Raw genomic sequence first — 21,888 nt, forward strand, 5'->3', positions numbered from 1 at the left:
CGCTGCCCCGCCTCGCCGACCGATTCGAGTCACCACGCCAGTTCGACCCGGTCGCCGACGTCGACGCCGAACGCCTCGTCGCCGCGACCCCGGTTGACCGCGAGTTCGACGTTGCCGTGGCTGCCGACGGTCACCAGCCGCGTTCCCGGCCGGACGCGGGCGTAGGCCGGTTCGACCGGCGCCCGCTCGCCGTTCACCTCGACCTCGTCCAGTCCCTCCAGCGTCTCGCCGGGGACGTTGGTGACGGTGTTGCCGAAGCCGTCGACGACCAGTACCTCGCCCTCGGCGCCGCCCGCTCGACTCCTCGACTCCGGAAACTGGAGGTCGTCGTACTCCTCGGCGGGAGTCGCGCGGTCGAGCGCTTCGAACCCGTCGACGCCGGCCTCGTGGACGGCCGCGGCGGCGGGCGCGAAGACGTCCCTGCCGTGGAAGGTGGCGCTGTCGGGGTCCTCGTAGGCCCACTCGTAGACCTCGATGTCCGCGTCCCCGGCGAGTTCGCGGGCCGCGGGCAGGAGGACGCCGTTGTCCGGGCCGACGAGCAGGTGCTCGCCCGCGCGGACGACGAGCGCGTTCCGGTCGGTGCCGACGCCGGGGTCGACGACGACGAGGTGGACCGCCGGCGGGAAGTACGGCAGTACCTCCCGGAGCCAGAACGCCGCCGCACGGACGTCCTGCCGGGGGAAGTCGTGGGCGACGTCGACGAGGCGGGCGTCGGTTCGGCCGAGGATCACTCCCTTCATCGCCGCGGGGTACGGCGAGCCGAAGTCCGACGAGAGCGTGATCATAGACGAGAGGAGACGCCAGACCCTCAAAGGCGGTGCGGATCGCGACCCGGGTCCGTCACGCCCCGTTCGAGTCCGAGTCGCTGACCATCTGGATGCGTTCGATGCCGCCGATCTCCTCGACGACCTCGACGACCGCGTCCGGGACGAGGCTCCGCCAGTCGCCGTTGTCGATCATCCGCTCGCGCACCTCGGTTCCCTCCAGTACCTCCCGGTTGAACATCGGGGATTGGCGGATCTCGACGCCGGCCTCGTGGAAGAGCTGGATGACCAGCGGGTTGTTCGAGTAGGCGACGTCGAAGTCGGGGCTCATGCTCTGGACGTGGCTCACCCAGACGGAGTTGCGTTCGAGGTCCTCGATGGGGACGGCGTAGGTGACGAGGTCGTAGTCGACCAGCGACTTCGTGATCATCATGATGCGCTCGCCCGCGGTAAACGGGTTGCGGACGGTGTGTGAGTCGCCGGCGCTGCCGATCCCGAGGACGAGTTCGTCGACGTCCTCGGCGATGCGCTCGACCATGTTGTGGTGGCCGTTGTGGTAGGGCTGGAACCGGCCGATGTAGAACCCCCGGGTCATACTCGAAGCGTCGGGGTTCCCCGCCTTAAGCGTGGCGAGGTCGCCCGGACGGAACCGGCGAAATCTGCGGTTTCGCGCCCCCTGTGCGCCGTACAGCCACCGCGTGAAGGGAGAAAGTATATCAGTGGCAGTCCCTTCGGAACAGGTACCGAACGGAGTTCTATGAGCAACGATACGAACGCTGACGACCCTCCCGAGGACGTCACCACGGAGGGGGATCCCGAGGAGGAACCCTCGGCGGGTGACCCTTCCGACGGGCAGGGCACGCACTGGTCCGCGATCGAGGACGACGCCGAGAGCGACGGCGTCGAGGACCTCGGCCGTGACGCCGGTGACGACGAGTCGGCCGACGACGGGATCGGCGACACCGTCGAGGACCTCGGCAGCAACGTCGAGGTCGACCCGGGCGTCGAAATCGACGAGGAAGCCGAGGACGACCTCCTCGGCGGCTTGCAGATCGACTCGACCGCCGACATCGAAGTCCCCGACCGGCTCGTCGATCAGGTGATCGGCCAGGACGAGGCCCGCGACATCATCATCAAGGCGGCCAAGCAGCGCCGACACGTGATGATGATCGGCTCGCCCGGGACGGGCAAGTCGATGCTGGCGAAGGCGATGAGCCAGCTCCTCCCGAAAGAGGACCTCCAGGACGTCCTCGTCTACCACAACCCGGACGACGGCAACGAGCCGAAGGTCCGAACCGTCCCCGCGGGGAAAGGCGAACAGATCATCGAGGCCCACAAGGAGGAGGCCCGAAAGCGCAACCAGATGCGGTCGATCCTGATGTGGATCATCATCGCGATCGTCATCGGGTACGCCATCATCAGCTCCGCCAACATCCTCCTCGGCATCCTCGCGGCCGGGATCATCTGGCTGATCTTCCGCTACACGAGCCGCGGGTCGGACGCGATGGTGCCGAACATGATCGTCAACAACGGCGATCAGCGCACGGCGCCGTTCGAGGACGCCACCGGCGCCCACGCCGGCGCGCTGCTGGGCGACGTCCGCCACGACCCCTTCCAGTCCGGCGGGATGGAGACGCCCAGCCACGACCGCGTCGAGCCCGGTTCGATCCACAAGGCCAACAAGGGCGTGTTGTTCATCGACGAGATGAACACGCTCGACATCCGCACCCAGCAGAAGCTGATGACGGCCATTCAGGAGGGCGAGTTCGCCATCACGGGTCAGTCCGAGCGCTCCTCGGGCGCGATGGTCCAGACCGAGCCCGTCCCCTGTGACTTCATCATGATCGCGGCGGGCAACCTCGACGCGATGGAGAACATGCACCCCGCGCTGCGCTCGCGGATCAAGGGCTACGGCTACGAGGTGTACATGGACGACACCATCGAGGACACCCCCGAGATGCGCCGGAAGTACGCCCGCTTCGTGGCCCAGGAGGTCGAACGCGACGGCCGCCTGCCCCACTTCACCCGCGACGCCGTCGAGGAGGTCATCCTCGAGGCGAAACGCCGCGCGGGACGGAAAGAGCACCTCACGCTCCTGTTCCGGAACCTCGGCGGGCTGGTCCGCGTCGCGGGCGACATCGCCCGCGCCGAGGACGCCGAGTTCACGACCCGCGACCACGTCCTGCAGGCGAAAGATCGCTCGCGCTCGATCGAGCAACAGCTCGCCGACGACTACATCGAGCGCCGCAAGGACTACGAGCTGCAGGTCAACAAGGGCGGCGTCGAGGGCCGGGTCAACGGCCTCGCGGTCATGGGCGAGGACTCGGGGATCATGCTCCCCGTGATGGCCGAAATCGCGCCCGCACAGGGTCAGGGTCAGGTGATCGCCACCGGCCAGCTCAAGGAGATGGCCGAGGAGTCGGTCCAGAACGTCTCGGCGATCATCAAGAAGTTCTCCGACGTGAACCTCTCGGAGAAGGACATCCACATCCAGTTCGTCCAGACCGGCCAGCAGGGCGTCGACGGCGACTCCGCCTCCATCACGGTGGCGACGGCCGTCATCTCGGCGCTGGAGGACATCCCGGTCGACCAGTCGGTCGCGATGACCGGGTCGCTCTCCGTGCGCGGGGACGTCCTCCCGGTCGGCGGCGTCACGCACAAGATCGAGGCCGCCGCGAAGGCCGGCTGTGACAGGGTCATCATCCCGAAGGCCAACGAACAGGACGTGATGATCGAGGACGAGTACGAGGAGATGGTCGAGATCATCCCGTGTTCGAACATCAGCGAGGTGCTCGACGTCGCGCTGATGGGCGAACCCCAGAAGGACTCGCTGGTCGACCGCCTCAAACAGATCACCGGCTCCGCGTTCGACAGTCAGGGGCAGGTCACCCGCGGCGGTTCGAGCCCGAGCCCGCAGTAGCGTCGATGACCCAGTGGACGACGTTCGCCGGTCTGACGGGCGTCGTCCTCGCGTTGCTTCTCGCGCTCTCCGTTCTCACCCAGCGGGAGTTCGCGGCGTCCGAATCGTCCGGTCGAGAGCCATCGCCGACCGACCGCGTCTCGACCGGGTCCGTCCCCGGCCCCGCCGCCCCGGACCGGCCGGCAGACGCGCGGGCCGCGACGGGCCCGGACGCGGTTTCGGAGCGCGCCGAGGACGTCGGCGGACCGGGGAGCCGAGCCGACGGGGCCGCCGGGCCGTCGGCGACGGACCCCCGAAACCTCTCGACGGGGGCGCTGCTGGCGAACGTCGCGCTCTCGCAGGGGGTGTTCGCGGCGGTGTTGTTCGGGGCCGCGGTCTACACCGGCGTGCCGGCGGCGGCGCTCGGCATCTCCTTCGACGCGGCGTCTCTCGCGAACGACGTGGTCGTCGGGGTCGGCCTCGGCGCCGGGCTCTACGTGGCGAACGAACTCGGCGCGGCGGCGGCGAAGCGCCTCGGCGTCGACCACGACGAGGAACTCCGCGAGCTACTGGCGCCGGACTCCGCGGGCGGCTGGCTCGTCCTGTTGCTGGTCGTCCTGCCGGTCATCGCGGCCTTCGAGGAGTTCCTCTTCCGGGCGGCGCTGATCGGCGCGTTCTCGGCGGGCTTTGGCCTCTCGCCGTGGCTGCTGGTCGTCGGCTCGTCGGTCGCGTTCGCGGCGGGCCACGGGATGCAGGGGACCGCGGGCGTCGCCGTCACGGGGCTGCTCGGCCTCGTGCTGGGCGCGGCGTTCGTCCTCACCGGTAGCCTGCTGGTCGTGGTCGTCGCCCACTACCTCGTCAACGCCGTCGAGTTCGTCGTCCACGAGGGGCTCGGGATCGAGTGGGCCGCGACCACCGAAAGCTAAGGTCTCCGCCTCCGTTCGCCCGGGCATGTCGACGAACTCGTTCGAGGACGTTCCGCCGTGGGTGCGGCGGGCGGTGCTCGTCACGATCGTTGCCTACTTCGCGCTGGTGATCTACGCGACCGCCACGGGCGACCCGGTGGCGAACCTGACGGCGGACGCGCTGTTCGGCGTCGTCGCGATCGGTATCGGCGGGATGCTCTTCCTGCGCGCGGCGGATCGGACGTCGCCGCTCGCGGCGGCGGGGTTCAGCCTGATCACCGGCGGCATCGCGCAGTTCGCGTGGGTCGTCTCGCGCGAACCGGCGTTCGAACTGCTCTCGACGATCGCCGTCCTCTTCGGGATCGGCCTCTACGCGTACGTGATCTGGGCCGCGAGCTGATCAGAGTTCCTCGAGCGACCGCAGTTTCTGTTCGACGGCCGGCGGGGCGGCGCTGGGGCCGTCCCGGACGCGGTGGTCGGGGATCAAAATCGGCGCGGGGTTGCCGTCGAGGGCGGTGCGCACGAGGATGACGTCGTCGTCGTCCTCGGGGTCGAGGTCGGGGGTCATTCGGGCGAGCGCCTTCACGTCGACCTGCTCGCCGTAGGGGATGGTCCGGACGGTTTCGAGCACCCGGCGCTGGTCGGTCGGGACGGTGAGCGCGACCTGGACGTCGTCGAACGCCACCTCGTGGACGCCGTCGAGGTACTCGAAGATCCGTTCGAGTATCGGGTGGTCCGTCCCGGTGTCGGCGTCGTCGTCGGGATTCTCCGGGAACGAGACGCGCAGCACCCGTCCGCTCGCGACGCCGACCTGCACGAACCGTTCGAGGTACGGCGACTGCCGGGCGTAGATGCCCGCCTCCGATACGTCCTCCATGTGGCTCCCCATGGCCGGGTCCGACTTGAATAGTTCGCCGCGGGACCGCCGCGTCGCAAGGCTTTTGTACACATGAGTACGTTGATGTACAACAATGAACTCCGAAACGGAGCTGGCACCGGCGGTGCGATCCATCATCGCGGCCGCCCGGGACCGAACGGGGGGCGAGCGCGTCGCCGTCGACGCGCGGCCGCTGGCCCCGGCGCTCGCGGCGGCGGCCGCCGACGGCCGCGCGCCGGTGATCGCCGAGGTGAAGCCGACGAGTCCGACCGCGGCGGGAACGCGTGCGGACGACCCCGTCGAACTGGCCGCGGCGATGGTCGAGGGCGGCGCGGCCGCCCTCTCGGTGCTCACCGAACCGACGCACTTCGGCGGCTCGCCCGAGGCGCTGGCCCGGGTGCGCGAGGCCGTCGACGTCCCCGTGTTGCGAAAGGACTTCGTGCTGCGCGAGGAGCACCTCGACGTCGTCGCGGCGGACCTGATCCTGCTGATCGCCCGCTTCGTCGAGGACGACCTCGACTCGCTGCTCTCGGCCGCCCGCGAGCGCGGCTTCGAGGTCCTCGTCGAGGTCCACGACCGCGCGGAACTCCGGGCGGCGCTCGACGCGGGCGCGGATATCGTCGGCGTGAACAACCGCGACCTCGCCCGCCTCGACGTGGATCTGGAGACGTTCGAGCGGGTGGCGCCCCACGTTCCCGACGACGTCACCCTGCTCGCCGAGAGCGGTATCGCGACGCCCGCGGACGTCCGGCGGATGCGCGCGGCGGGCGCCGACGGCCTGCTGGTCGGGAGCGCGATCATGGACCACGGCGCCGAGGGGAGCGACGTCCGCGAGAACACCCGGCGGCTGACGGAGGGGTCGGCGTGAGCGGACGCACGTTCGGCGACTACGGCGGCCAGTACGTCCCCGAGGCGCTGATGCCGGCGCTTTCGGAACTCGAGGACGCCTACGAACGGTACGTCCTCGAAAACGAGGACGGCTTCGTAGACGAGTTCCGCGAGCGTCTGCGGGACTTCGGCGGCCGGCCGACGCCGCTGCAGCGCGCCGACGGGCTGAGCGAGCGCTACGGCCGGGAGGTCTACCTCAAGCGCGAGGACCTCGTCCACGGCGGCGCGCACAAACTGAACAACGCGCTCGGCCAGGTGCTGCTGGCGACGTACATGGGCAAAGAGCGGATCATCGCCGAGACCGGCGCCGGCCAGCACGGCACCGCGACGGCGATGGCCTGCGCGCACCTCGATATGCCCTGCGAGGTCTACATGGGCCGGACGGACGTCAACCGCCAGCGGCCCAACGTCTTCCGGATGCGGATCAACGGCGCCGAGGTGAACCCCGTCGACGTCGGCCGCGGCACCCTGAAGGAGGCCATCTCGGAGACGATGCGCGACTGGTCCCGGACCGTCGAACGCACCCACTACGTGATCGGCTCCGTCGTCGGGCCGCACCCGTTCCCGGCGATGGTCCGGGACTTCCAGGCGGTCATCTCCGAGGAGGCCCGCGAGCAGGTGATCGAGAAGACCGGCGGGCTCCCCGACGCCGTCGTCGCCTGCGCCGGCGGCGGCTCGAACACGATGGGGTCGTTCGCCGAGTTCGTCCCCGACGAGGACGTCGCCCTCCACGCCGTCGAGGCCGGCGGGTCGAGCCTCGACGTCGACGAGGAGGCCGGCGTCGCGCCCAACTCCGCGTCGCTGTCGACCGGCGCCGAGGGTGTCCTCCACGGCGCGCGGACGAAACTCCTCCAGGATTCCCACGGGCAGATCATGGAGTCTCACAGCGTCTCCGCCGGCCTCGACTACGCCGGCGTCGGCCCGGAACTCGCCCACCTCGTCGAGACCGGCCGGGTGACGCCCGCGACCGTCGACGACGAGGCGGCCCTCGAAGCGTTCCACCGGCTCTCGACCGCGGAGGGGATCATCCCCGCACTGGAGTCGGCCCACGCGCTGGCGTACCTCGAAGCGGCCGACGAGCGGGGCGTCGACCTCGGCGAGACCGTCGTCGTCACCGTCTCCGGCCGGGGCGACAAGGACCTCGAAACCGTGATCGAGGAGACCGAGAAGCGGGGGCTGGAGTCGGCGCCGGACATGCGCGTCTTCGAGGGGGGCCTGCGATGAGCGAGCGCATCGACGCCGCCTTCGCGGACGGGCCGGCGTTCGTCCCCTACCTCGCGGCGGGCGACCCCGACTACGAGGCGTCGCTCGCGTACGTCGAGGCGCTCGACCGCGGCGGCGCGGACGTGATCGAACTCGGCCTGCCGTTCTCCGAACCGATCGCCGAGGGCCCGACCATCCAGGGTGCCGTCGTCCGCGCGCTCGACGCCGGGATGACCCCCGAGCGCTTCTTCGAGTTCGTCGCCGACCTCGACGTCGAGGCGCCGCTGGTCTGTATGACCTACTACAACCTCATCTACCAGTACTGGGGGAGCGCGGATCGGAGCGAAGCGAGAGCCGCGAACGCGAGCGGTGAAACCGCGAGCGAGGAGGGCCCGCGCCCGTTCGTCGAGCGCGCGGCCGAGGTCGGACTGGAGGGGTTCGTCGTCCCCGACCTCCCGGCCGAGGAGGCCGCCCCCCTCCGCGAGGCCTGCGACGAGTTCGGCCTCGACCTGATCTTCATCGTCGCGCCGACGACCCGCGGCGAGCGCCTGCAACGGATCATGGACCGGGTGTCTGGCTACGTCTACGTGCAGGCCCGCCTCGGCACGACGGGCGCGCGCGACGACGTCTCCGACCAGACGGGGGCGAGTCTGGAGCGCCTGCGCGAGTGGGACGTCCCCAAGGCCGTCGGCTTCGGGATCAAGACCGGCGAGCACGCCGAGCGAATCGTCGCCGCGGGCGCCGACGGGATCATCGTCGGCAGCGCCCTCGTGGATATCGTCGCCGAGGGTCACGAGGAGGGTCGTCCGGTCGAGGAGACCGCGACCCGTCTGGAGGCCCTCGCGCGGGAACTCGCCGCGGGCGCCGAGCGGGGCGCCCGCCGGCGAGGGGAAGATGCACCGGAACCAGAACAGCCATAACCCACAGTTTGCTACTCTCTGGCACGATGAACGCGAGCACCGGCATCGACGCGCGACTCGAACGGATCAGCACCGACGGCGCGTACCTGATCGTCCCGATGGACCACGGGATCACGATGGGCGCCGTCACGGGGCTGAAGGACATCGAATCGACGATCGACGGGGTGACACGGGGCGGGGCCGACGCGGTCCTCACACAGAAGGGGATCGCCCCGCGGGTACACCCGAACAAGAACGGCGCCGGCTACATCGTCCACCTCAACGCCTCGACGACGATCGGTCCCGACGAGAACGACAAACGCCCGACCGGCACCGTCGAGGAAGCCCTCCGCGCGGGCGCCGACGCCGTCTCCTTTCACATCAACGTCGGCTCCACGTACGAACCCGGACAGATCGAAGCCCTCTCGGAACTCACCGGCGAGGCCGCCCGCTTTGGCGTCCCGGTGCTCGCGATGGCCTACGCGCGCGGTCCGGGCGTCGACTCCACCGACCCCGAGGCGCTCGGCCACGCCGTCCGCCTCGCCGAGGAGGTCGGCGCCGACGTCGTGAAGACGGGCTACAGCGGCGACGCGGAGAGCTTCGAGCACGTCGTCGAGTCGACGCGCCTGCCGGTCGTCATCGCCGGCGGCTCGCGCGGCACCGACCGCGAGACGATCGAGATGGTCCGCGGCGCGGTGGACGCCGGCGGCGCGGGCGTCTCGATGGGCCGGTCGATCTTCCAGCACGAGGAACCCGAGAAGATCGCCCGCGCGGTCTCGGCCGTCGTCCACGACGACCTCGACGCCGAGGCGGCGCTGACGGAAGCGGGATTGGCGCTCGAAGCCTGACCTAGCGGCCGACCGCGAACGACCGCGGGCGAACCGTCACCGACTCGCCGCAGTCGGGACACTCGTAGACGGTCCGATCGGGCTCCTCGCGGACGTCCCAGTCGCCGTCGGACTCGCTCTCGTGACCGCAGGAGGGACAGAACAGCGTTCGCTTTCGGTGCGAGCGGCCGCTGGAGGGCGGGAGGTCGGGAGTCATAGCAACGGCGGTACGCGACGGGGAGTGAAAAGTACTGTCCGGCACGATCGATCGGGAGGGTTCCGATCGAAACCTTGTCGTCGGCCCGCTCCGTGGTCGCGGCCGTGACCGACGGCGACGCACCGACGCTCGACGACGAGATCGTCGCCCGCGCCCGCATCCACGCCCGCGAGGTGCTCGCGGCCCACGACCTCGCCGTCGACCGCGACCGCCTCGAGTGGGCCGTCTCCGCCCGCGCGCGCCGCCGCGCCGGGGCCTGCCGGTGGGACGCCGACCGCGAGGTGGCGACGGTCGTCCTCTCGCGGGCCGCCTACGAGGCCTACGAGTGGCCGGCGTTCGCGGCCGTCGTCCGCCACGAACTCGTCCACGCGTGGGAGTTCCAGCGCTTCGGCGAGTCGGACCACGGCGAGCGCTTTCTCGACGCGGCGGCCGAACTCGACGCGCCGCGACGCTGCGCGCCGTTCGCCGCGCCGCGGTACGTCCTGCGGTGTCTCGACGCCGACTGCGACTGGCGGGCGCGGCGCCACCGGGCGTCGGCGCCCGTGAAGTCCCCGGGTCGGTACCGCTGTGGCGACTGCGGCGGGCGACTGGAGGTCGAGCACGTCGACAGCGGGCGGACGTGGACGTCCGCGGGCGGCTACGGCGGGGCGAAGTCCGCCCTCGGCGAGGAGTGGTGACGGCCCGGCGGCCGCGACGATGGCTTTATTCGGCCGCCCTCGCCAGAGTCGGGCATGGGAGTACTGGAGTTGCTGTTCGGTCGGACCGGCGACGACCGGGACGACCGCTGTCGGATCCCCAGCGAGCACGACGAGGTGACCTACGTCGTCACGCGGGAGAGCCACGACGTCGCGTACGCGGTCGTCGTCCGCGAGGCCGAACTCGAGGCGCTTTCGTCGCTGCTCCGTGCCGACCGCGAGACGCCGTACGTCGAGGGCGACGGCGACGGTGCCGACGGCGCCGACGATGCGGCCCTCGCGTCGGCGCTCGAAGCCGCCTTCGACGACCCGTCCGTCGACGTCGGGGCGTTCCGCGAGCGTCTGGAGCGACCGCGGCGGGCCGCCGCGGCCGTCCTCGAGGCGTGGCGCGACCTCGGTATCGACGAGGTCGGCGTCGGCTACCTGCCGATCGGCGCCCACGCCGACCTCGCGGCGTTCGTCCAGGGCTGTCGGCGCCGCCACGAGCGCGAGGACGACCCGTTCACACTCCCCGAGGACGTCGAGCGGGTGGCCGCGCTGCTCGCGCGGATCAAGCGGGCGAGCGAGCGCCCCGAAAATCGCGTCGTCGTCAACCGGGAGCGCCTGCCGGTTCTCGACGGCGAGGAGGGGAGCGAGGACGAGGACGACGAGGACGTGCCGGGCGAGGACGCCGACGCCGAGTGACGCTCAGACGATCGTCTCGAACTCCGCGAGCGACGTCAGTTCGTAGGTGGGTTCGTGGTCGCTTCGCGGGCCGTGGCCGCGGTCGATCCACGCCGAGTGCATCCCCATCGCGTTCGCGCCGGCGACGTCGGCGTGCAGCGAGTCGCCGACGTGGACCGTCCGCGTGGGGTCGACGCCCAGCCCCGACAGCGCGCGTTCGAACGGCGCCGGATCGGGCTTCGGGTGGACGCCGTCGGCGGGGTCGGTGAAGACGGTCACGTCGAAGGCGTCGGCGATGTCGAGCGTCTCGAGTTTCTTCGTCTGGGTCTCCCGGCCGCCGTTGGTGATGAGGCCGACGGGCCCGACCTCGCGGGCGCGGTCGAGGGCCGCCCGCGCGCCGTCGCAAAAGCGGACCGCGGTCGGGTCGACGGTTTCGAGGTAGGCGTCGGCGAGGGCCGGGGCGACGGCGGCGTCGGCGCCGGCCCGGTCGGCCGCCGCCTCGAAGAGGTACGTGTAGAACTCGCGGTCGGAGCCCGCGGTCGGCAACTGGGGGACGAGGTTCCGGAAGTCGGCGGGGCCACAGAAGGGGTCGACGCCGGCACGGGAGAACGCCCGGTCGAGCACCTCGCCGCGGGAGCGGGTCGGCTCACAGAGGGTGTGGTCGAGATCGAAACAGATCGCGCGCGGGGACACGGTTGCACTCTAGTACCGGCGGCAGGGCCCTGAACGTTTCGTCTCGACGGCTCGTTCGATCCTCTCGAATCGGTGCAATTAATCCGACCGGCGGATCTCTGGAGGTATGGACGTCGTTCGACGGGTACACGTCGTCCCTCTCGGCTGCGAGTACGACCGGATCCTCGAACCGGTCAGGGACCAGCGCGCCGACCTCGTCTACCTCCTCGAGGACGAGGCGGGCGAGACGCCGACCTACCGCGAGGACCTCCGCGCGGACCTGGAGTCGGTCGTCCCCGAGGTCCGGACGCGCCGGTGTGACCTCGGTGACGTCTACGCGGTGCTCGGCGAGGTGACGACCCTCGCCGCGCGCCACGCCGACGACCGGGTCTACGTCAACGTCTCCGGCGCCGGGACGATCCCCGCCATCGGCGCGACGATCGCCTGTATGGACGTCTCGACCGACGCCACCGCCTACTACGTCGAGCCGGAGGGGTACGCCCACGACGGGACGGCCGAACCCGCCACCAGCGGCGCCGCCGACGTCGCGGAACTGCCCAGCTACCCGATCGACTCGCCGACGGCCGATCAGGTCGCGATCATGGGCTTTCTCGCGGAGCCGGCGGCGTGGGACGGCTTCGCCGACGGACGGACGGCGCCGCCGAAGAAGTCGGACCTCATCGAGTTCGCCCGGGACGAGGAACTGTCGTTCGTCGCCGACCGGACGCCGCCGGCGGACCGGCCCAGCGGCGAGGACAAGGGCGCGTTTCGCGTCCTCGACGCGCACGTTCTCGACCCGCTGACGGAGGACGGCTACGTCACCGTCGAGTCGATCGGTCGTCGCCGCGTCGTCGAACTGACCGAGCGGGGCGAGAACGCCTACCGGGCGTTCAGGCACAAACTGGAGTACGGCGAGACGTGAGGAGGGTCGGAGGGGGCGTCAGCGGGGGCGGCCCGAAGCGATTCGACGCGTCGCGACGAGTTCTGCGGTCGGCGGACGCGGACGGGCGGGTCAGCCGTGGACCAGCGCGTAGAGCCGGACGCCAAGCCGCGCCATCTCGAGGTCGCCCTCCAGACGCCGGAGGTGCGCCCGGAGTTCGTCGCCGTCGACCGTCTCGAGGGGCCGGCCAGCGAGGGCGGGCGCGGCGTCGGCGAGGACGCCGGGCGGCAGCCGCGGGGCGTTCGTCCGGCCGCGCTCCTTCGCGAGCAGGACCTCGCGGACGGCGTTGACGCCGCGGCGCAGCCGCGAGACCGCCTCGGGGCCGGCCGGCGGGCTCAGTTCCGCCCGGAGCAGTTCCTCCGCGCGGAGGGCGTCGCCGGGGTGGACGCCGAACGCCTCGCAGGCGTCCTCGAGGTCGAGGTCGACCCGTCCGCCCCGGCGGGCGGCCAGCCGCAGCGCGGCGACCACGGCCGCGCCGCGACCGCAGCGGCGCAACGCCGGCCCGCCGGCGCCGTCGAGCGCCGCGCGGGCGACGTCGCTCACGCCGTCGACGTCGAGCAGGCGCGCGGCCCGCTCGACGCCCCGTCCGTCCGCGTCCGTCGCGGCTTCGCTTCGAGCCATACTGTTGCGGTGGGGCGGGGACATCTTGTTATCTTCTCTGAAAGTTTTGGTACTATCGTTACTATCGATACAGTCGTTACTATCGGCCGTCGTCGCGCCGTTCCCGCCGCCGACTGCGCGATCCGCCACGTTCAAGCCGCTTCCCTCCGAGGATCGAGCCATGACGAGAGCTGTCTGGATCAAAGCCGACGGGGACGTCGGCGACTGGGACGCCCGGCGGGCGCGGATCACGGCCGCGCTCGAAGCGGGCGCCGACTGGGTGCTGGTCGACGAGACGGACGTCGAGCGCGTCCGCGAACTGGGCGAGATCGGCGTCGCCGCGTTCCGGACCGACGGCGACGTGACGCTGATCGACGACGCGGAGGGCGAGGTCGGTCCGCGGCCGGACGCCGTCGTCGTCGGCAAGGGCGGCGAGGGCGACGGCACGATCGACCTCCCCGACGACTACTCGGGGTCGGCCGACCTCTCGGCGCTGCGCCGGGACGACGACGTCGACCGCGGCGTGTACGTCCGCATCCTCGGAACGGAGTACGAGGCGTTCGCCGAGGCCGCCGCGGCCGAGGCCGACCACACCATCGTCGTCGGCGAGGACTGGACGATCATCCCGCTGGAGAACCTCATCGCTCGCATCGGCGAGGAGACCGACCTCGTCGCGGGCGTCACGAGCGCCGAGGAGGCGAAGACGGCGTTCGAGACGCTCGAGATCGGCGCCGACGCCGTCCTGCTCGATTCGGACGACCCCGACGAGATCCGCCGCACCGTCGAGGTCCGCGACGAGGTCGCCCGCGAGACGCTCGACCTCGAGTACGCGGAGGTGCTGGACGTCGAACGCGTCGGCTCCGCCGACCGCGTCTGCGTCGACACCGCCAACCTGATGGAACACGACGAGGGGATGCTCGTCGGCTCGATGGCCCGCGGACTGGTGTTCGTCCACGCCGAGACCGCCGAGTCGCCGTACGTCGCCTCCCGCCCGTTCCGGGTCAACGCCGGGGCCGTCCACGCCTACGTCCGCACGCCCGACGGCGGCACGAAGTACCTCTCGGAACTCCAGAGCGGCGACGAGGTGCAGGTCGTCGACCTCGACGGGAACACCCGGGAGGCCATCGTCGGCCGCGTGAAGATCGAGAAGCGGCCGATGTTCCGGATCGCCCTCGAAACGCGCGACGGCGACCACGTCGAGACCCTCCTCCAGAACGCCGAGACGATCAAGGTCGCCACGGGCGACGGACGGACGGCGGTGACCGACCTCGAGGCGGGCGACGAACTCCTGCTCTACTACGAGGACACCGCGCGACACTTCGGCGAGGCCGTCGAGGAGAGCATCATCGAGAAGTGACCGCGCCGACGGCACCCGCGATATACAGCGTCTTTATAATGTCGGTCAGACTGACAAAATGTTTAATTAATCTACTATGCGAAACTGATATTCATGTCACAGTGTAAGTGTGTGTCGACGACAGGTAGTCCGAGTGAGAAGTTGCCGGGTCGGTTCGAGACGGACGGAGGGAGTCGCTGATGTTCGACCTGTCGAGGCGTCGGCTGTTGCAGACCGGTGTGGCGGTGGGCGCCGGCGGGCTGCTCTCGTCGAGTGTGGCGGCTGACGGGGAGCACTCGGACGGGGACATGGACATGGACATGCCCTCCTACGAGGAGCACTCCTCGCCGGAACTCGACAAGTACGAACACGAGGTGCCGATTCCGGCGGAGCGAACCCCCGACGGGAAGCGCCGCGGCGCCACCTACCACGAGATTCCGGTCGAGGAGACGACACACAGCTTCCACCCGGACCTCCCGGACACGACGATCTGGGGCTACGACGGCCAGTTCCCGGGTCCGGTCCTCTCGGCGCGCAAGGGCGAGCGCCTCGCCGTCGAGTTCGACAACAGCGGCCTGCCCGACGAGCACCTGTTCAAGGTGGACACGAGCATCCACGGGACCACGTCCGAGAACTACGTCGACTACGACGGGCCCGTCCCGGAAGTCCGGCGTGTCACCCACTTCCACGGGCTCAAGGTCGACCCGGCGAACGACGGGCAGGCCGACATGTGGAGTTCCCCCGACGGGGTCACCGGGCCGCGACATGCCGGCCCCGTGCAGGAACTCCCGAACCGTCAGGACCGGCTGACGACGATGTACCACGACCACGCCCGCGGCATCTCCCGGCTCAACAACTACGCCGGGCTGGTCGGCCCCTACCGGATCAAGAGCGGACGGGAGCAGATGCTGAACCTGCCCGACGGCGAGTACGACGTCCCGCTCGTCCTCGCGGACCGCTCGTTCCTGGACGACGGGGAGCTCTACTACCCCGGCATGTTCATGGCGAACGTCGCCGGCGACGTCGCCACCGTCAACGGCGCCGCGTGGCCGTACATGGAGGTCGAACCGCGCACGTACCGGTTCCACATCGTCAACGTCTCGAACGGCCGGACCTACGACCTCTCGCTCGTCGAGGGCGAACCGGAGGACGACGGCGACCACCACGGCGGCCACCACGGCGACTTGCCGGCGCTCCACCAGATCTCGGCCGGCCACGGGTTCCTGGAGGACGTCGTGACCATCAGCCCGCACGGGGACATGGACTCGCTGGTGCTTGCGCCGTTCGAGCGCGCCGAGGTCGTCGTCGACTTCTCCGAGTACGCCGGCGAGACTTTCACCGTGACCAACGACGCCACGTTCCCCTACGAGGGCGGCACCGGTCACGACGACCACGACGACGACGGTGGCATGGACCACGGGGACGACGACGGTGGCATGCACATGGACATGGACCATCCCGAGATCGGCGAGATCATGCAGTTCCGGGTCGTCGACGAGGTCAGCGAGCCCGACACCAGCGCGGACCCGTCGGAACTGCGGCTCCCGAACCGCGGCGGGCCCGACCCCGACGCCGCCGTCGAGACCCGACAGGTCACCATGCACATGGGCATGGACGACAACATGAACATGATCCACACGCTCGACGAGGAGCGCTGGGGTGACCCGATCGAGTTCAAGCCGCAACTCGGCTCGACGGAGATCTGGGAACTCAAAAACGACGACGACCACACCCACCCGATCCACCTGCACCTCGTCGAGTTCGAGGTCATCGAACGCGAGATGCACGCCGCGGACCACGAACCCGAGGGACCGCTGCCGAACGAGCGCGGCGGCGTGGACATCGTCAGGGTCAATCCCGGCGAGACCGTCCGCATCGCCGTGAAGTTCGACGGGTACACCGGCAAGTTCCCGTACCACTGTCACATCCTCGAACACGAGGAACACGAGATGATGCGTCCCTTCGAGGTCGTCGCGGGTCCCGACGACTCGGACGACGACGGCCATCCGGGTCGCGGACGCGGTCAGATCCCCGGCCTACCCCTGGACCTGCCGTGGGGTAACTGAGCCGCCGGCGCCAGCGCCGTTTTCTCCGCGCCGTCGCTCGTTCCTTCCGATCTCCGTACGAGTCCGCGAGTCACGACCCGACAGTCAGCCGATCGTCTCCTCCTCGACGGGTTCCAGCCGGGTCGTACACCAGTGACAGAAGTCGAGTTCCTCGTCGACCTCGCGGCCGCAGTTGGGACAGGTCGGCCCGTCGGTCGAGCGCCGCGTGCCGGGGGTCAGTTCGAGCGCCCGGAAGGAGGCGTCGATCGCGGCGAAGAGGACGAGAAACGAGAGCGCGAACCGGTCGATCGACGTGGTCTCCTCGGAGACGACGTCCATCGCCGCCGCCATCGAGTCGGCGGCGGCGATCCCCTCGGTCGGCAGGAAGACGGCGACCGCGGAGACGTACAGTCCGGCGAACAGCAGGGCGCGCACCCAGTCGCGCAGCAGGGCGTGTCCCGCGCCGGGGACGAGCACCGACAGCCCGCCGGCGGCGAGCGCGCGAATCCACCTCATTGTCAGTGTCTGGTACTCTCCACTCCGGCCGGTTAATACTCTCGCTTTGCCGGCGAGAGGCGATCGATCAGCGTCGACAGCGTCTCGAGGTCGTACTGGCCCGGCGCGGTCGCCTCGGCGGGATCGACGGGCGCGTAGCCGAGCTTCGAGCCGTAGACGGGCGCCACCGCGCGCGTGTGCCGGCCGACCTCGCCCATCGCCATCGTCGCCACCGTCTCGCCGTGGGCCGTCAGTTGCTCGGTCGCCGACAGCAACGCGAGCGTCTCCGCCCGCGTCTCCGCGGTGACGGCCAGTTTCGCCACGTCCGCGTGCGTTCCCGCCTCCGTCAGCGTTCGCACGAGTTCCGGACGGGGCGGCGTCCCCTCGAAGTCGTGGACCGACGCGACGACCGCCACGTCCCGGTCGCGGGCCGCGGCGAGGGCCTCGTCGGCGTCGCCGTCGCGGATCGAGGCGAGTTCGACGTCGATCGCCTCGACGGCGTCGAGGCGGGTCGCCTCGGCGAGCGTCGCGAGCCGATCCTCGTCGTCGGCCGCGCCGTCTCGCGGCCGTCGGCCGCTCGAATCGTCCGCGACGCTCCGTCCCGCGCCCCCTTCCCACGCCGCGCGGTTCGTCGCGAGGATCGGCAACGCGCCGTCGTACGCGTCGAGCGCCGCGAGCGGGTCGTCAGCGAGGTCCATCCGGAACTCGACGCAGTCGGCGTGCTCGCGGGCGCGCGGTTCGTCCGCGAGGTCGGCCGTCGACGCGGCGAGGCGAAACGAGTCGAACTCCATGGCTGTGCGCTCGCGGAGGGGACGGCGGGAGGAAAAACGGTCGTTTCCGGCGAGTTACGCCAGGCCGAGGTTCTCCTCGGCTTCGAGCAGTTCGTGGTAGCGGTTGCGGATGGTGACCTCGGAGATGTCGGCGACCTCGCTGACGGCGGCCTGCGTGGTCTTCTCGTTGGTCAGCAGGGCGGCGGCGTAGACGGCCGCGGCCGCCAGCCCGACCGGCGACTTCCCCGAGTGGACGCCCTTCTCCTTGGCGTTGCGCAGCAGCGAGCGCGCGCGGTGTTCGGCCTCGTCGGAGAGTTCGAGCCCCGAGGCAAAGCGGGGGACGTAGCTCTCGGGGTCGGCTGGCTGGACTTCCAGACCTAGCTCTCGCACCACGTACCGGTAGGTACGCGCGATCTCGTTTTTCTCGACGCGGCTCACGTCCGCGATCTCGTCGAGGCTACGCGGGACGCCGGCCTGGCGGGCGGCGGCGTAGACACAGGAGGTGGAGACGCCCTCGATCGACCGCCCCGGCAGGAGGTCCTCGTTGAGCGCCCGGCGGTAGATGACGCTGGCGGTCTCGCGGACGTTGTTCGGCAGGCCGAGCGCGCTGGCCATGCGGTCGATCTCGCCCAGCGCCTGCTTGAGGTTGCGCTCCTTGCTGTCGCGGGTGCGGAAGCGCTCGTTCCACTTGCGCAGGCGCTGCATCTTCTCGCGCTGGCGGGATCCGAGGGAGTTGCCGTAGGCGTCCTTGTTGCGCCAGTCGATGTTGGTCGACAGCCCCTTGTCGTGCATCGTGTTCGTCGTCGGGGCGCCGACGCGGGACTTCTTGTTCTTCTCGGCGGCGTCGAACGCGCGCCACTCCGGCCCGCGGTCGACGGACTTCTCGTCGACGACCAGTCCGCAGTCGTCACAGACGGTCTCGCCGTGTTCGTCGTCGGAGACCAGATGGCCCCCACACTCCGGGCAGGCGAGGTCGCTCCCCTCGTCCTCCTCGGTTTTCTCGTTCGCTCGTTCGTTACGTCGTACTCTGGTGGATGGTGCGTTCGTCATGCGATGGCGGATGCTCCCGGGCGGAACCGTCGCAAAAGCCCGGAGGGATTCGTTGTCTACCCGGTTCAAAGGGCCAATATATAAAAATTTCGGAAACCGTTGGAGAGGGCGGCTACAAACTGTATTTTCGTCCGTAATGGTATGAGGGATCACAACATTCAAGTGGGGAACTCGTGCCGGCGCCGAACCGCACGGATCAAGCCCTCCCCGTCCGAACGCGGCCGCATGGACGTCGCAGTCGGGAGCGAGAACCCGGTCAAGGTGGCGGCGGTCGAACGGGCGTTCGAGCGGTTCGATCCGGCGGTGACGGCCGTCGGCGTCGACTCGGGCGTCCCCGAACAGCCGCGGTCGGTCGCCGAGACGGTCGCCGGCGCGGAGACCCGCGCGGCCCGCGCGCTGGCGGCGGCGGAGGCGGACCTCGGCGTCGGCCTCGAGGGCGGCGTCGCCCGGTTCGAGGGCGCGCCCGGCCTCCACCTGATCATGTGGGCCGCCGTCACCGACGGCGAGCGCGTCGGCCGCGGCGGCGGGCCGAGTCTCCGCCTGCCCGACCGGGTCGCCGCGCGGATCGAGGCCGGCGAGGAACTCGGCCCCGTGATGGACGACCTGCTCGGGACCGAGGACGTCGCCCGGAACGAGGGCGCCGCCGGCGCGCTCACCGCCGGCCTGACCGACCGCGAGGCCGCGCTCCGGGAGGCCGTCGCCTGCGCGCTCGGCCCCTTCGTGACGAACCACTACGGGTAGCCGCGGCCGTCGATCCATCGCCGCCCGTTCGGACGCCACCGCGGCTGAGTAATCAGCACTTACCGTTTCGTCTCCGCCGGACGCGGCGGAAACGTTCGTCGACTCCTGACAGTCATCCGATCGAGCCGGTTAACCGGCCGTACCAACAGTCCGTTTCGAACCGGTTAGTACTCTCTTACCCAATCCCGAAACCGGGGGAAGGCGCCGCATTAACCGTGCGTACCAAACCCCCTAAGTCTCGCGTCGTCGTCCGTACGACTATGAGTTCCGCAATGGCCCCCGACCTCACGAGCAAACAGCGCCGGATCCTCCAGTACCTCCGGGAGAACGCCGCGACGAAGACCTACTTCAAGTCGCGGCTCATCGCCGAGGAACTGGGAATGACGGCCAAGGAGGTCGGCTCGAACATCGCCGCCCTGCAACAGGGCGACGTCGACGTCGAGATCGAGAAGTGGGGCTACTCGTCGAGTACGACCTGGAAGGTCAGCGTCTGAGCGGCCGCCGCCGCTCGCGGAACGCCGGGACGATTTTTTCTGCCGTCGTCCGCGCCGAGACTCAGTTCTCGTAGCTGAGCAGCGCGTCGGCGTTTCGGGCGAGTTCCGTCGCCCGGTCGTCGAACGAGTCGGCGTACCGGACGAGCAACAGGAGGACGGTCTCTGGACGCTCGACCGCGTAGCCGTCCTCGCGGGCGAGCAGGCCGGCGGCTTCGAGTTCGCCGGCGTACTTGCTCACCGTCGGCGCGGAGACGTCGAGGGACTCGGCGAGGTCGCTGGCGGTCGCGTCCGGGTTCGCGAGCAGTTCGATCAGCATCCCGCGGGGCGTAGCCCGGCGGAGGTACCCCAGCGCGTGCTTCTCGAAGTCGTCGAACCGGCCGGCGGGGACGAACCGCTTGTAGTCGCCGTCGCGGTAGCGCTCGACGACCCCGAGTTCCTCGAGGCGGCGAAGGTGGTGTTGGGTCTCGCCGGTGCCGAGCTGGAGGTCGTCTCGAATCTTCGAAAAGTGGGCGCCGGGCGTTGCCGAGAGGTAGCCGGCGATGGCGTCGCGGGCTTCGCTCCCGCCGGCGTCGGCGGCGGCGGGCTCGGAGAGGCCCGCAAGCGGTGCGGCCGCGCCGAGGGCGGCGAATCGGCGCAGAGTCGCTCGTTTCTTCTCGTCGACCCCCTCGGAGGGTTCCATACTGGGCTCGTGTCGAGAGTAGGGGCCGACCCTAAAACGAGTTTCGCTCCGATTCGTTCGGCGATCCCTAGGCGTCCTCGGCGTCGACGCCGCCGTCGGTCTCGCCGGGCAGTTCCTCCTCGACCTCGACGTTCTCGCCGGCCTCGGCGATCTCGGTGGCGTCTTTGCCCTCCTTGATCGCCTGGGCCTGCTGTTCCATCGCTTCGAGGTCCATCTCGGCCTCCTCGTCGATCTCGCCGATGATCTCGGCGATGTCGTCGAGGCCGATCAGTTCGCGGGTCTCCGCGTCGAACTCGAGACTGTCGAGTTCGGTGCCGTCCTCCTTGACGTCGCTGCCGGTGAGGTGCTTGCCGTAGCGGCCGACCAGCGACGACAGTTCCTGCGGGAGGACGAACGTCGTCGACTCGCTCTGGCCGATCTCCGCGAGGGTGTCCATTCCCCGGTCGATGACGGCGCGCTCGCCCATCGACTCGGCCGACCGCGCCCGGAGGACCGTCGAGATGGCGTCACCCTGCGCTTCGAGGATCTGGCTCTGCTTTTCACCCTGCGCGCGGATGATGTTCGACTGCTTGTCACCCTGGGCCTTCTCGACGGCGCTGCGGCGTTCGCCCTGCGCTTCGAGGATCATCGCGCGGCGCTTCCGTTCGGCGGAGGTCTGTTGCTCCATCGCGCGCTGGACGTCCTTCGAGGGGTTGACCTCGCGGACCTCGACGGACTCGACGCGGATCCCCCACTCGTCGGTGGGTTCGTCGAGTTCCGTGCGGATGCGCGCGTTGATCTCCTGACGCTTGTTCAGCGTGTCGTCGAGTTCCATGTCGCCGAGCACCGCCCGCAGCGTCGTCTGCGCGAGGTTCGAGACGGCGGTCTTGTAGTCGTCGACTTCGAGGAACGCCTTCTTGGCGTCCATCACGCGGATGTAAACGACGGCGTCGGCCGTGACCGGCGAGTTGTCGCGCGTGATCGCCTCCTGTCGGGGGACGTCGATCGTCTGCGTCCGCATGTCGAACGTGTAGGTCTTCGAGACGAACGGGGGCACGGCGTTGATCCCCGGTTCGAGCAGTTTGCGGTACTCCCCGAACACCGTCAGCGCACGCTTCTCGTACGCGTTGACGATCTCGATGGCGCTCAGCAACGCGAGGATCACGACGCCGAGTACGAGCGCGCCGATCACCAGGCCTAACTGGGCGGCTGCCTGCAGGAGTATGGGTTCCGGGACCATGTACCGGTCT

Annotated in this window: 25 protein-coding genes; 14 read left to right on the forward strand and 11 right to left on the reverse strand. The window is 70.0% G+C overall.

Annotated elements, in window-relative coordinates:
- Positions 1-29 precede the first annotated feature (29 nt).
- Both NKG98_RS16710 and NKG98_RS16715 read right to left on the reverse strand, forming a co-directional pair.
- Entirely contained in the window at positions 30-785 is a 756-nt protein-coding gene (locus NKG98_RS16710) for an SAM hydrolase/SAM-dependent halogenase family protein (protein WP_254767266.1), read from the reverse strand.
- A gap of 55 nt (positions 786-840) precedes the next feature.
- Positions 841-1,359 (reverse strand): nicotinamide-nucleotide adenylyltransferase, encoded by a 519-nt coding sequence (locus NKG98_RS16715; protein ID WP_254767267.1) that lies wholly within the window; start codon positions 1,357-1,359, stop codon positions 841-843.
- A gap of 162 nt (positions 1,360-1,521) precedes the next feature.
- On the opposite strand from NKG98_RS16715, the gene lonB reads away from it, so the two are divergent.
- Genes lonB through NKG98_RS16730 form a run of 3 tightly spaced genes read left to right on the forward strand, consistent with a single transcriptional unit; the run spans position 1,522 to position 4,968 of the window.
- Positions 1,522-3,684: an ATP-dependent protease LonB gene (lonB, locus tag NKG98_RS16720; RefSeq protein ID WP_254767268.1), complete on the forward strand. Its 2,163-nt coding sequence runs from the start codon at positions 1,522-1,524 to the stop codon at positions 3,682-3,684.
- Between the two features lie 5 nt (positions 3,685-3,689).
- Positions 3,690-4,589 carry a CPBP family intramembrane glutamic endopeptidase gene (locus NKG98_RS16725; RefSeq protein WP_254767269.1) on the forward strand — a complete coding sequence of 300 codons (900 nt, stop codon included), beginning with the start codon at positions 3,690-3,692 and terminating at the stop codon, positions 4,587-4,589.
- Positions 4,590-4,614: 25 nt separating this feature from the next.
- On the forward strand, positions 4,615-4,968 hold the full coding sequence (locus NKG98_RS16730) for a hypothetical protein (protein WP_254767270.1): 354 nt from the start codon (positions 4,615-4,617) through the stop codon (positions 4,966-4,968).
- Here the strand turns inward: NKG98_RS16730 and NKG98_RS16735 are convergent, their stop codons facing one another.
- Entirely contained in the window at positions 4,969-5,445 is a 477-nt protein-coding gene (locus NKG98_RS16735; RefSeq protein ID WP_254767271.1) for an MGMT family protein, read from the reverse strand.
- A 94-nt stretch (positions 5,446-5,539) separates the two neighbouring features.
- Between NKG98_RS16735 and trpC the strand changes: the two genes are divergently transcribed.
- Genes trpC through NKG98_RS16755 form a run of 4 tightly spaced genes read left to right on the forward strand, consistent with a single transcriptional unit; the run spans position 5,540 to position 9,283 of the window.
- Positions 5,540-6,313 (forward strand): indole-3-glycerol phosphate synthase, encoded by a 774-nt coding sequence (gene trpC, locus NKG98_RS16740; RefSeq protein WP_254767272.1) that lies wholly within the window; start codon positions 5,540-5,542, stop codon positions 6,311-6,313.
- Positions 6,314-6,363: 50 nt separating this feature from the next.
- Positions 6,364-7,557, forward strand: a complete 1,194-nt coding sequence (gene trpB / locus NKG98_RS16745) for a tryptophan synthase subunit beta (RefSeq protein WP_254769489.1) — start codon at positions 6,364-6,366, stop codon at positions 7,555-7,557.
- Entirely contained in the window at positions 7,554-8,456 is a 903-nt protein-coding gene (gene trpA, locus NKG98_RS16750; RefSeq protein WP_254767273.1) for a tryptophan synthase subunit alpha, read from the forward strand. The genes trpB and trpA overlap by 4 nt, the downstream gene beginning before the upstream one ends.
- Before the next feature lie 26 nt (positions 8,457-8,482).
- A complete protein-coding gene (locus NKG98_RS16755; RefSeq protein ID WP_254767274.1) occupies positions 8,483-9,283 on the forward strand; it encodes a 2-amino-3,7-dideoxy-D-threo-hept-6-ulosonate synthase in 801 nt (266 codons plus the stop codon).
- A gap of 1 nt (position 9,284) precedes the next feature.
- Here the strand turns inward: NKG98_RS16755 and NKG98_RS16760 are convergent, their stop codons facing one another.
- Positions 9,285-9,479, reverse strand: coding sequence for a phage terminase large subunit family protein (locus NKG98_RS16760; RefSeq protein WP_254767275.1), 195 nt, complete (start codon positions 9,477-9,479; stop codon positions 9,285-9,287).
- Positions 9,480-9,583: 104 nt separating this feature from the next.
- On the opposite strand from NKG98_RS16760, the gene NKG98_RS16765 reads away from it, so the two are divergent.
- Together NKG98_RS16765 and NKG98_RS16770 are read left to right on the forward strand one after the other, a co-directional pair.
- A complete protein-coding gene (locus tag NKG98_RS16765) occupies positions 9,584-10,156 on the forward strand; it encodes a SprT-like domain-containing protein (protein ID WP_254767276.1) in 573 nt (190 codons plus the stop codon).
- 54 nt (positions 10,157-10,210) lie between these two features.
- Entirely contained in the window at positions 10,211-10,858 is a 648-nt protein-coding gene (locus NKG98_RS16770; protein WP_254767277.1) for a hypothetical protein, read from the forward strand.
- 3 nt (positions 10,859-10,861) lie between these two features.
- On the opposite strand, the gene NKG98_RS16775 is transcribed toward NKG98_RS16770, so the two are convergent.
- Complete coding sequence (locus tag NKG98_RS16775; protein WP_254767278.1) at positions 10,862-11,530, reverse strand: HAD family hydrolase; 669 nt, start codon at positions 11,528-11,530, stop codon at positions 10,862-10,864.
- Between the two features lie 106 nt (positions 11,531-11,636).
- Here NKG98_RS16775 and NKG98_RS16780 point away from each other — a divergent pair, with 106 nt between their 5' ends.
- Complete coding sequence (locus tag NKG98_RS16780) at positions 11,637-12,431, forward strand: HFX_2341 family transcriptional regulator domain-containing protein (RefSeq protein WP_254767279.1); 795 nt, start codon at positions 11,637-11,639, stop codon at positions 12,429-12,431.
- Positions 12,432-12,521: 90 nt separating this feature from the next.
- On the opposite strand, the gene NKG98_RS16785 is transcribed toward NKG98_RS16780, so the two are convergent.
- Positions 12,522-13,070 (reverse strand): hypothetical protein, encoded by a 549-nt coding sequence (locus tag NKG98_RS16785; protein ID WP_254767280.1) that lies wholly within the window; start codon positions 13,068-13,070, stop codon positions 12,522-12,524.
- Positions 13,071-13,230: 160 nt separating this feature from the next.
- Here NKG98_RS16785 and NKG98_RS16790 point away from each other — a divergent pair, with 160 nt between their 5' ends.
- Positions 13,231-14,406, forward strand: a complete 1,176-nt coding sequence (locus NKG98_RS16790; RefSeq protein WP_254767281.1) for a 3-dehydroquinate synthase II — start codon at positions 13,231-13,233, stop codon at positions 14,404-14,406.
- A 179-nt stretch (positions 14,407-14,585) separates the two neighbouring features.
- Positions 14,586-16,451 (forward strand): multicopper oxidase family protein, encoded by a 1,866-nt coding sequence (locus NKG98_RS16795; protein ID WP_254767282.1) that lies wholly within the window; start codon positions 14,586-14,588, stop codon positions 16,449-16,451.
- 84 nt (positions 16,452-16,535) lie between these two features.
- Here the strand turns inward: NKG98_RS16795 and NKG98_RS16800 are convergent, their stop codons facing one another.
- Genes NKG98_RS16800 through NKG98_RS16810 form a run of 3 tightly spaced genes read right to left on the reverse strand, consistent with a single transcriptional unit; the run spans position 16,536 to position 18,745 of the window.
- The gene (locus NKG98_RS16800) at positions 16,536-16,946 is read right to left on the reverse strand and encodes a zinc ribbon domain-containing protein (RefSeq protein WP_254767283.1); all 411 of its coding nucleotides are present in this window, start codon (positions 16,944-16,946) and stop codon (positions 16,536-16,538) included.
- A gap of 32 nt (positions 16,947-16,978) precedes the next feature.
- The gene (locus NKG98_RS16805; protein ID WP_254767284.1) at positions 16,979-17,716 is read right to left on the reverse strand and encodes a type I 3-dehydroquinate dehydratase; all 738 of its coding nucleotides are present in this window, start codon (positions 17,714-17,716) and stop codon (positions 16,979-16,981) included.
- 54 nt (positions 17,717-17,770) lie between these two features.
- On the reverse strand, positions 17,771-18,745 hold the full coding sequence (locus tag NKG98_RS16810; RefSeq protein ID WP_254767285.1) for a transcription initiation factor IIB: 975 nt from the start codon (positions 18,743-18,745) through the stop codon (positions 17,771-17,773).
- 225 nt (positions 18,746-18,970) lie between these two features.
- Here NKG98_RS16810 and yjjX point away from each other — a divergent pair, with 225 nt between their 5' ends.
- Both yjjX and NKG98_RS16820 read left to right on the forward strand, forming a co-directional pair.
- Positions 18,971-19,486, forward strand: coding sequence for an inosine/xanthosine triphosphatase (gene yjjX / locus NKG98_RS16815; RefSeq protein ID WP_254767286.1), 516 nt, complete (start codon positions 18,971-18,973; stop codon positions 19,484-19,486).
- 260 nt (positions 19,487-19,746) lie between these two features.
- Positions 19,747-19,980: a DUF7123 family protein gene (locus NKG98_RS16820; RefSeq protein WP_254767287.1), complete on the forward strand. Its 234-nt coding sequence runs from the start codon at positions 19,747-19,749 to the stop codon at positions 19,978-19,980.
- Positions 19,981-20,041: 61 nt separating this feature from the next.
- Here the strand turns inward: NKG98_RS16820 and NKG98_RS16825 are convergent, their stop codons facing one another.
- Positions 20,042-20,659 (reverse strand): winged helix-turn-helix transcriptional regulator, encoded by a 618-nt coding sequence (locus NKG98_RS16825; RefSeq protein WP_254767288.1) that lies wholly within the window; start codon positions 20,657-20,659, stop codon positions 20,042-20,044.
- Between the two features lie 67 nt (positions 20,660-20,726).
- A complete protein-coding gene (locus NKG98_RS16830) occupies positions 20,727-21,878 on the reverse strand; it encodes an SPFH domain-containing protein (RefSeq protein WP_254767289.1) in 1,152 nt (383 codons plus the stop codon).
- Positions 21,879-21,888: the final 10 nt, after the last annotated feature.

The sequence above is a fragment of the Salinilacihabitans rarus genome (assembly GCF_024296665.1).
GTDB classification, from domain to species: Archaea; Halobacteriota; Halobacteria; order Halobacteriales; family Natrialbaceae; genus Salinilacihabitans; species Salinilacihabitans rarus.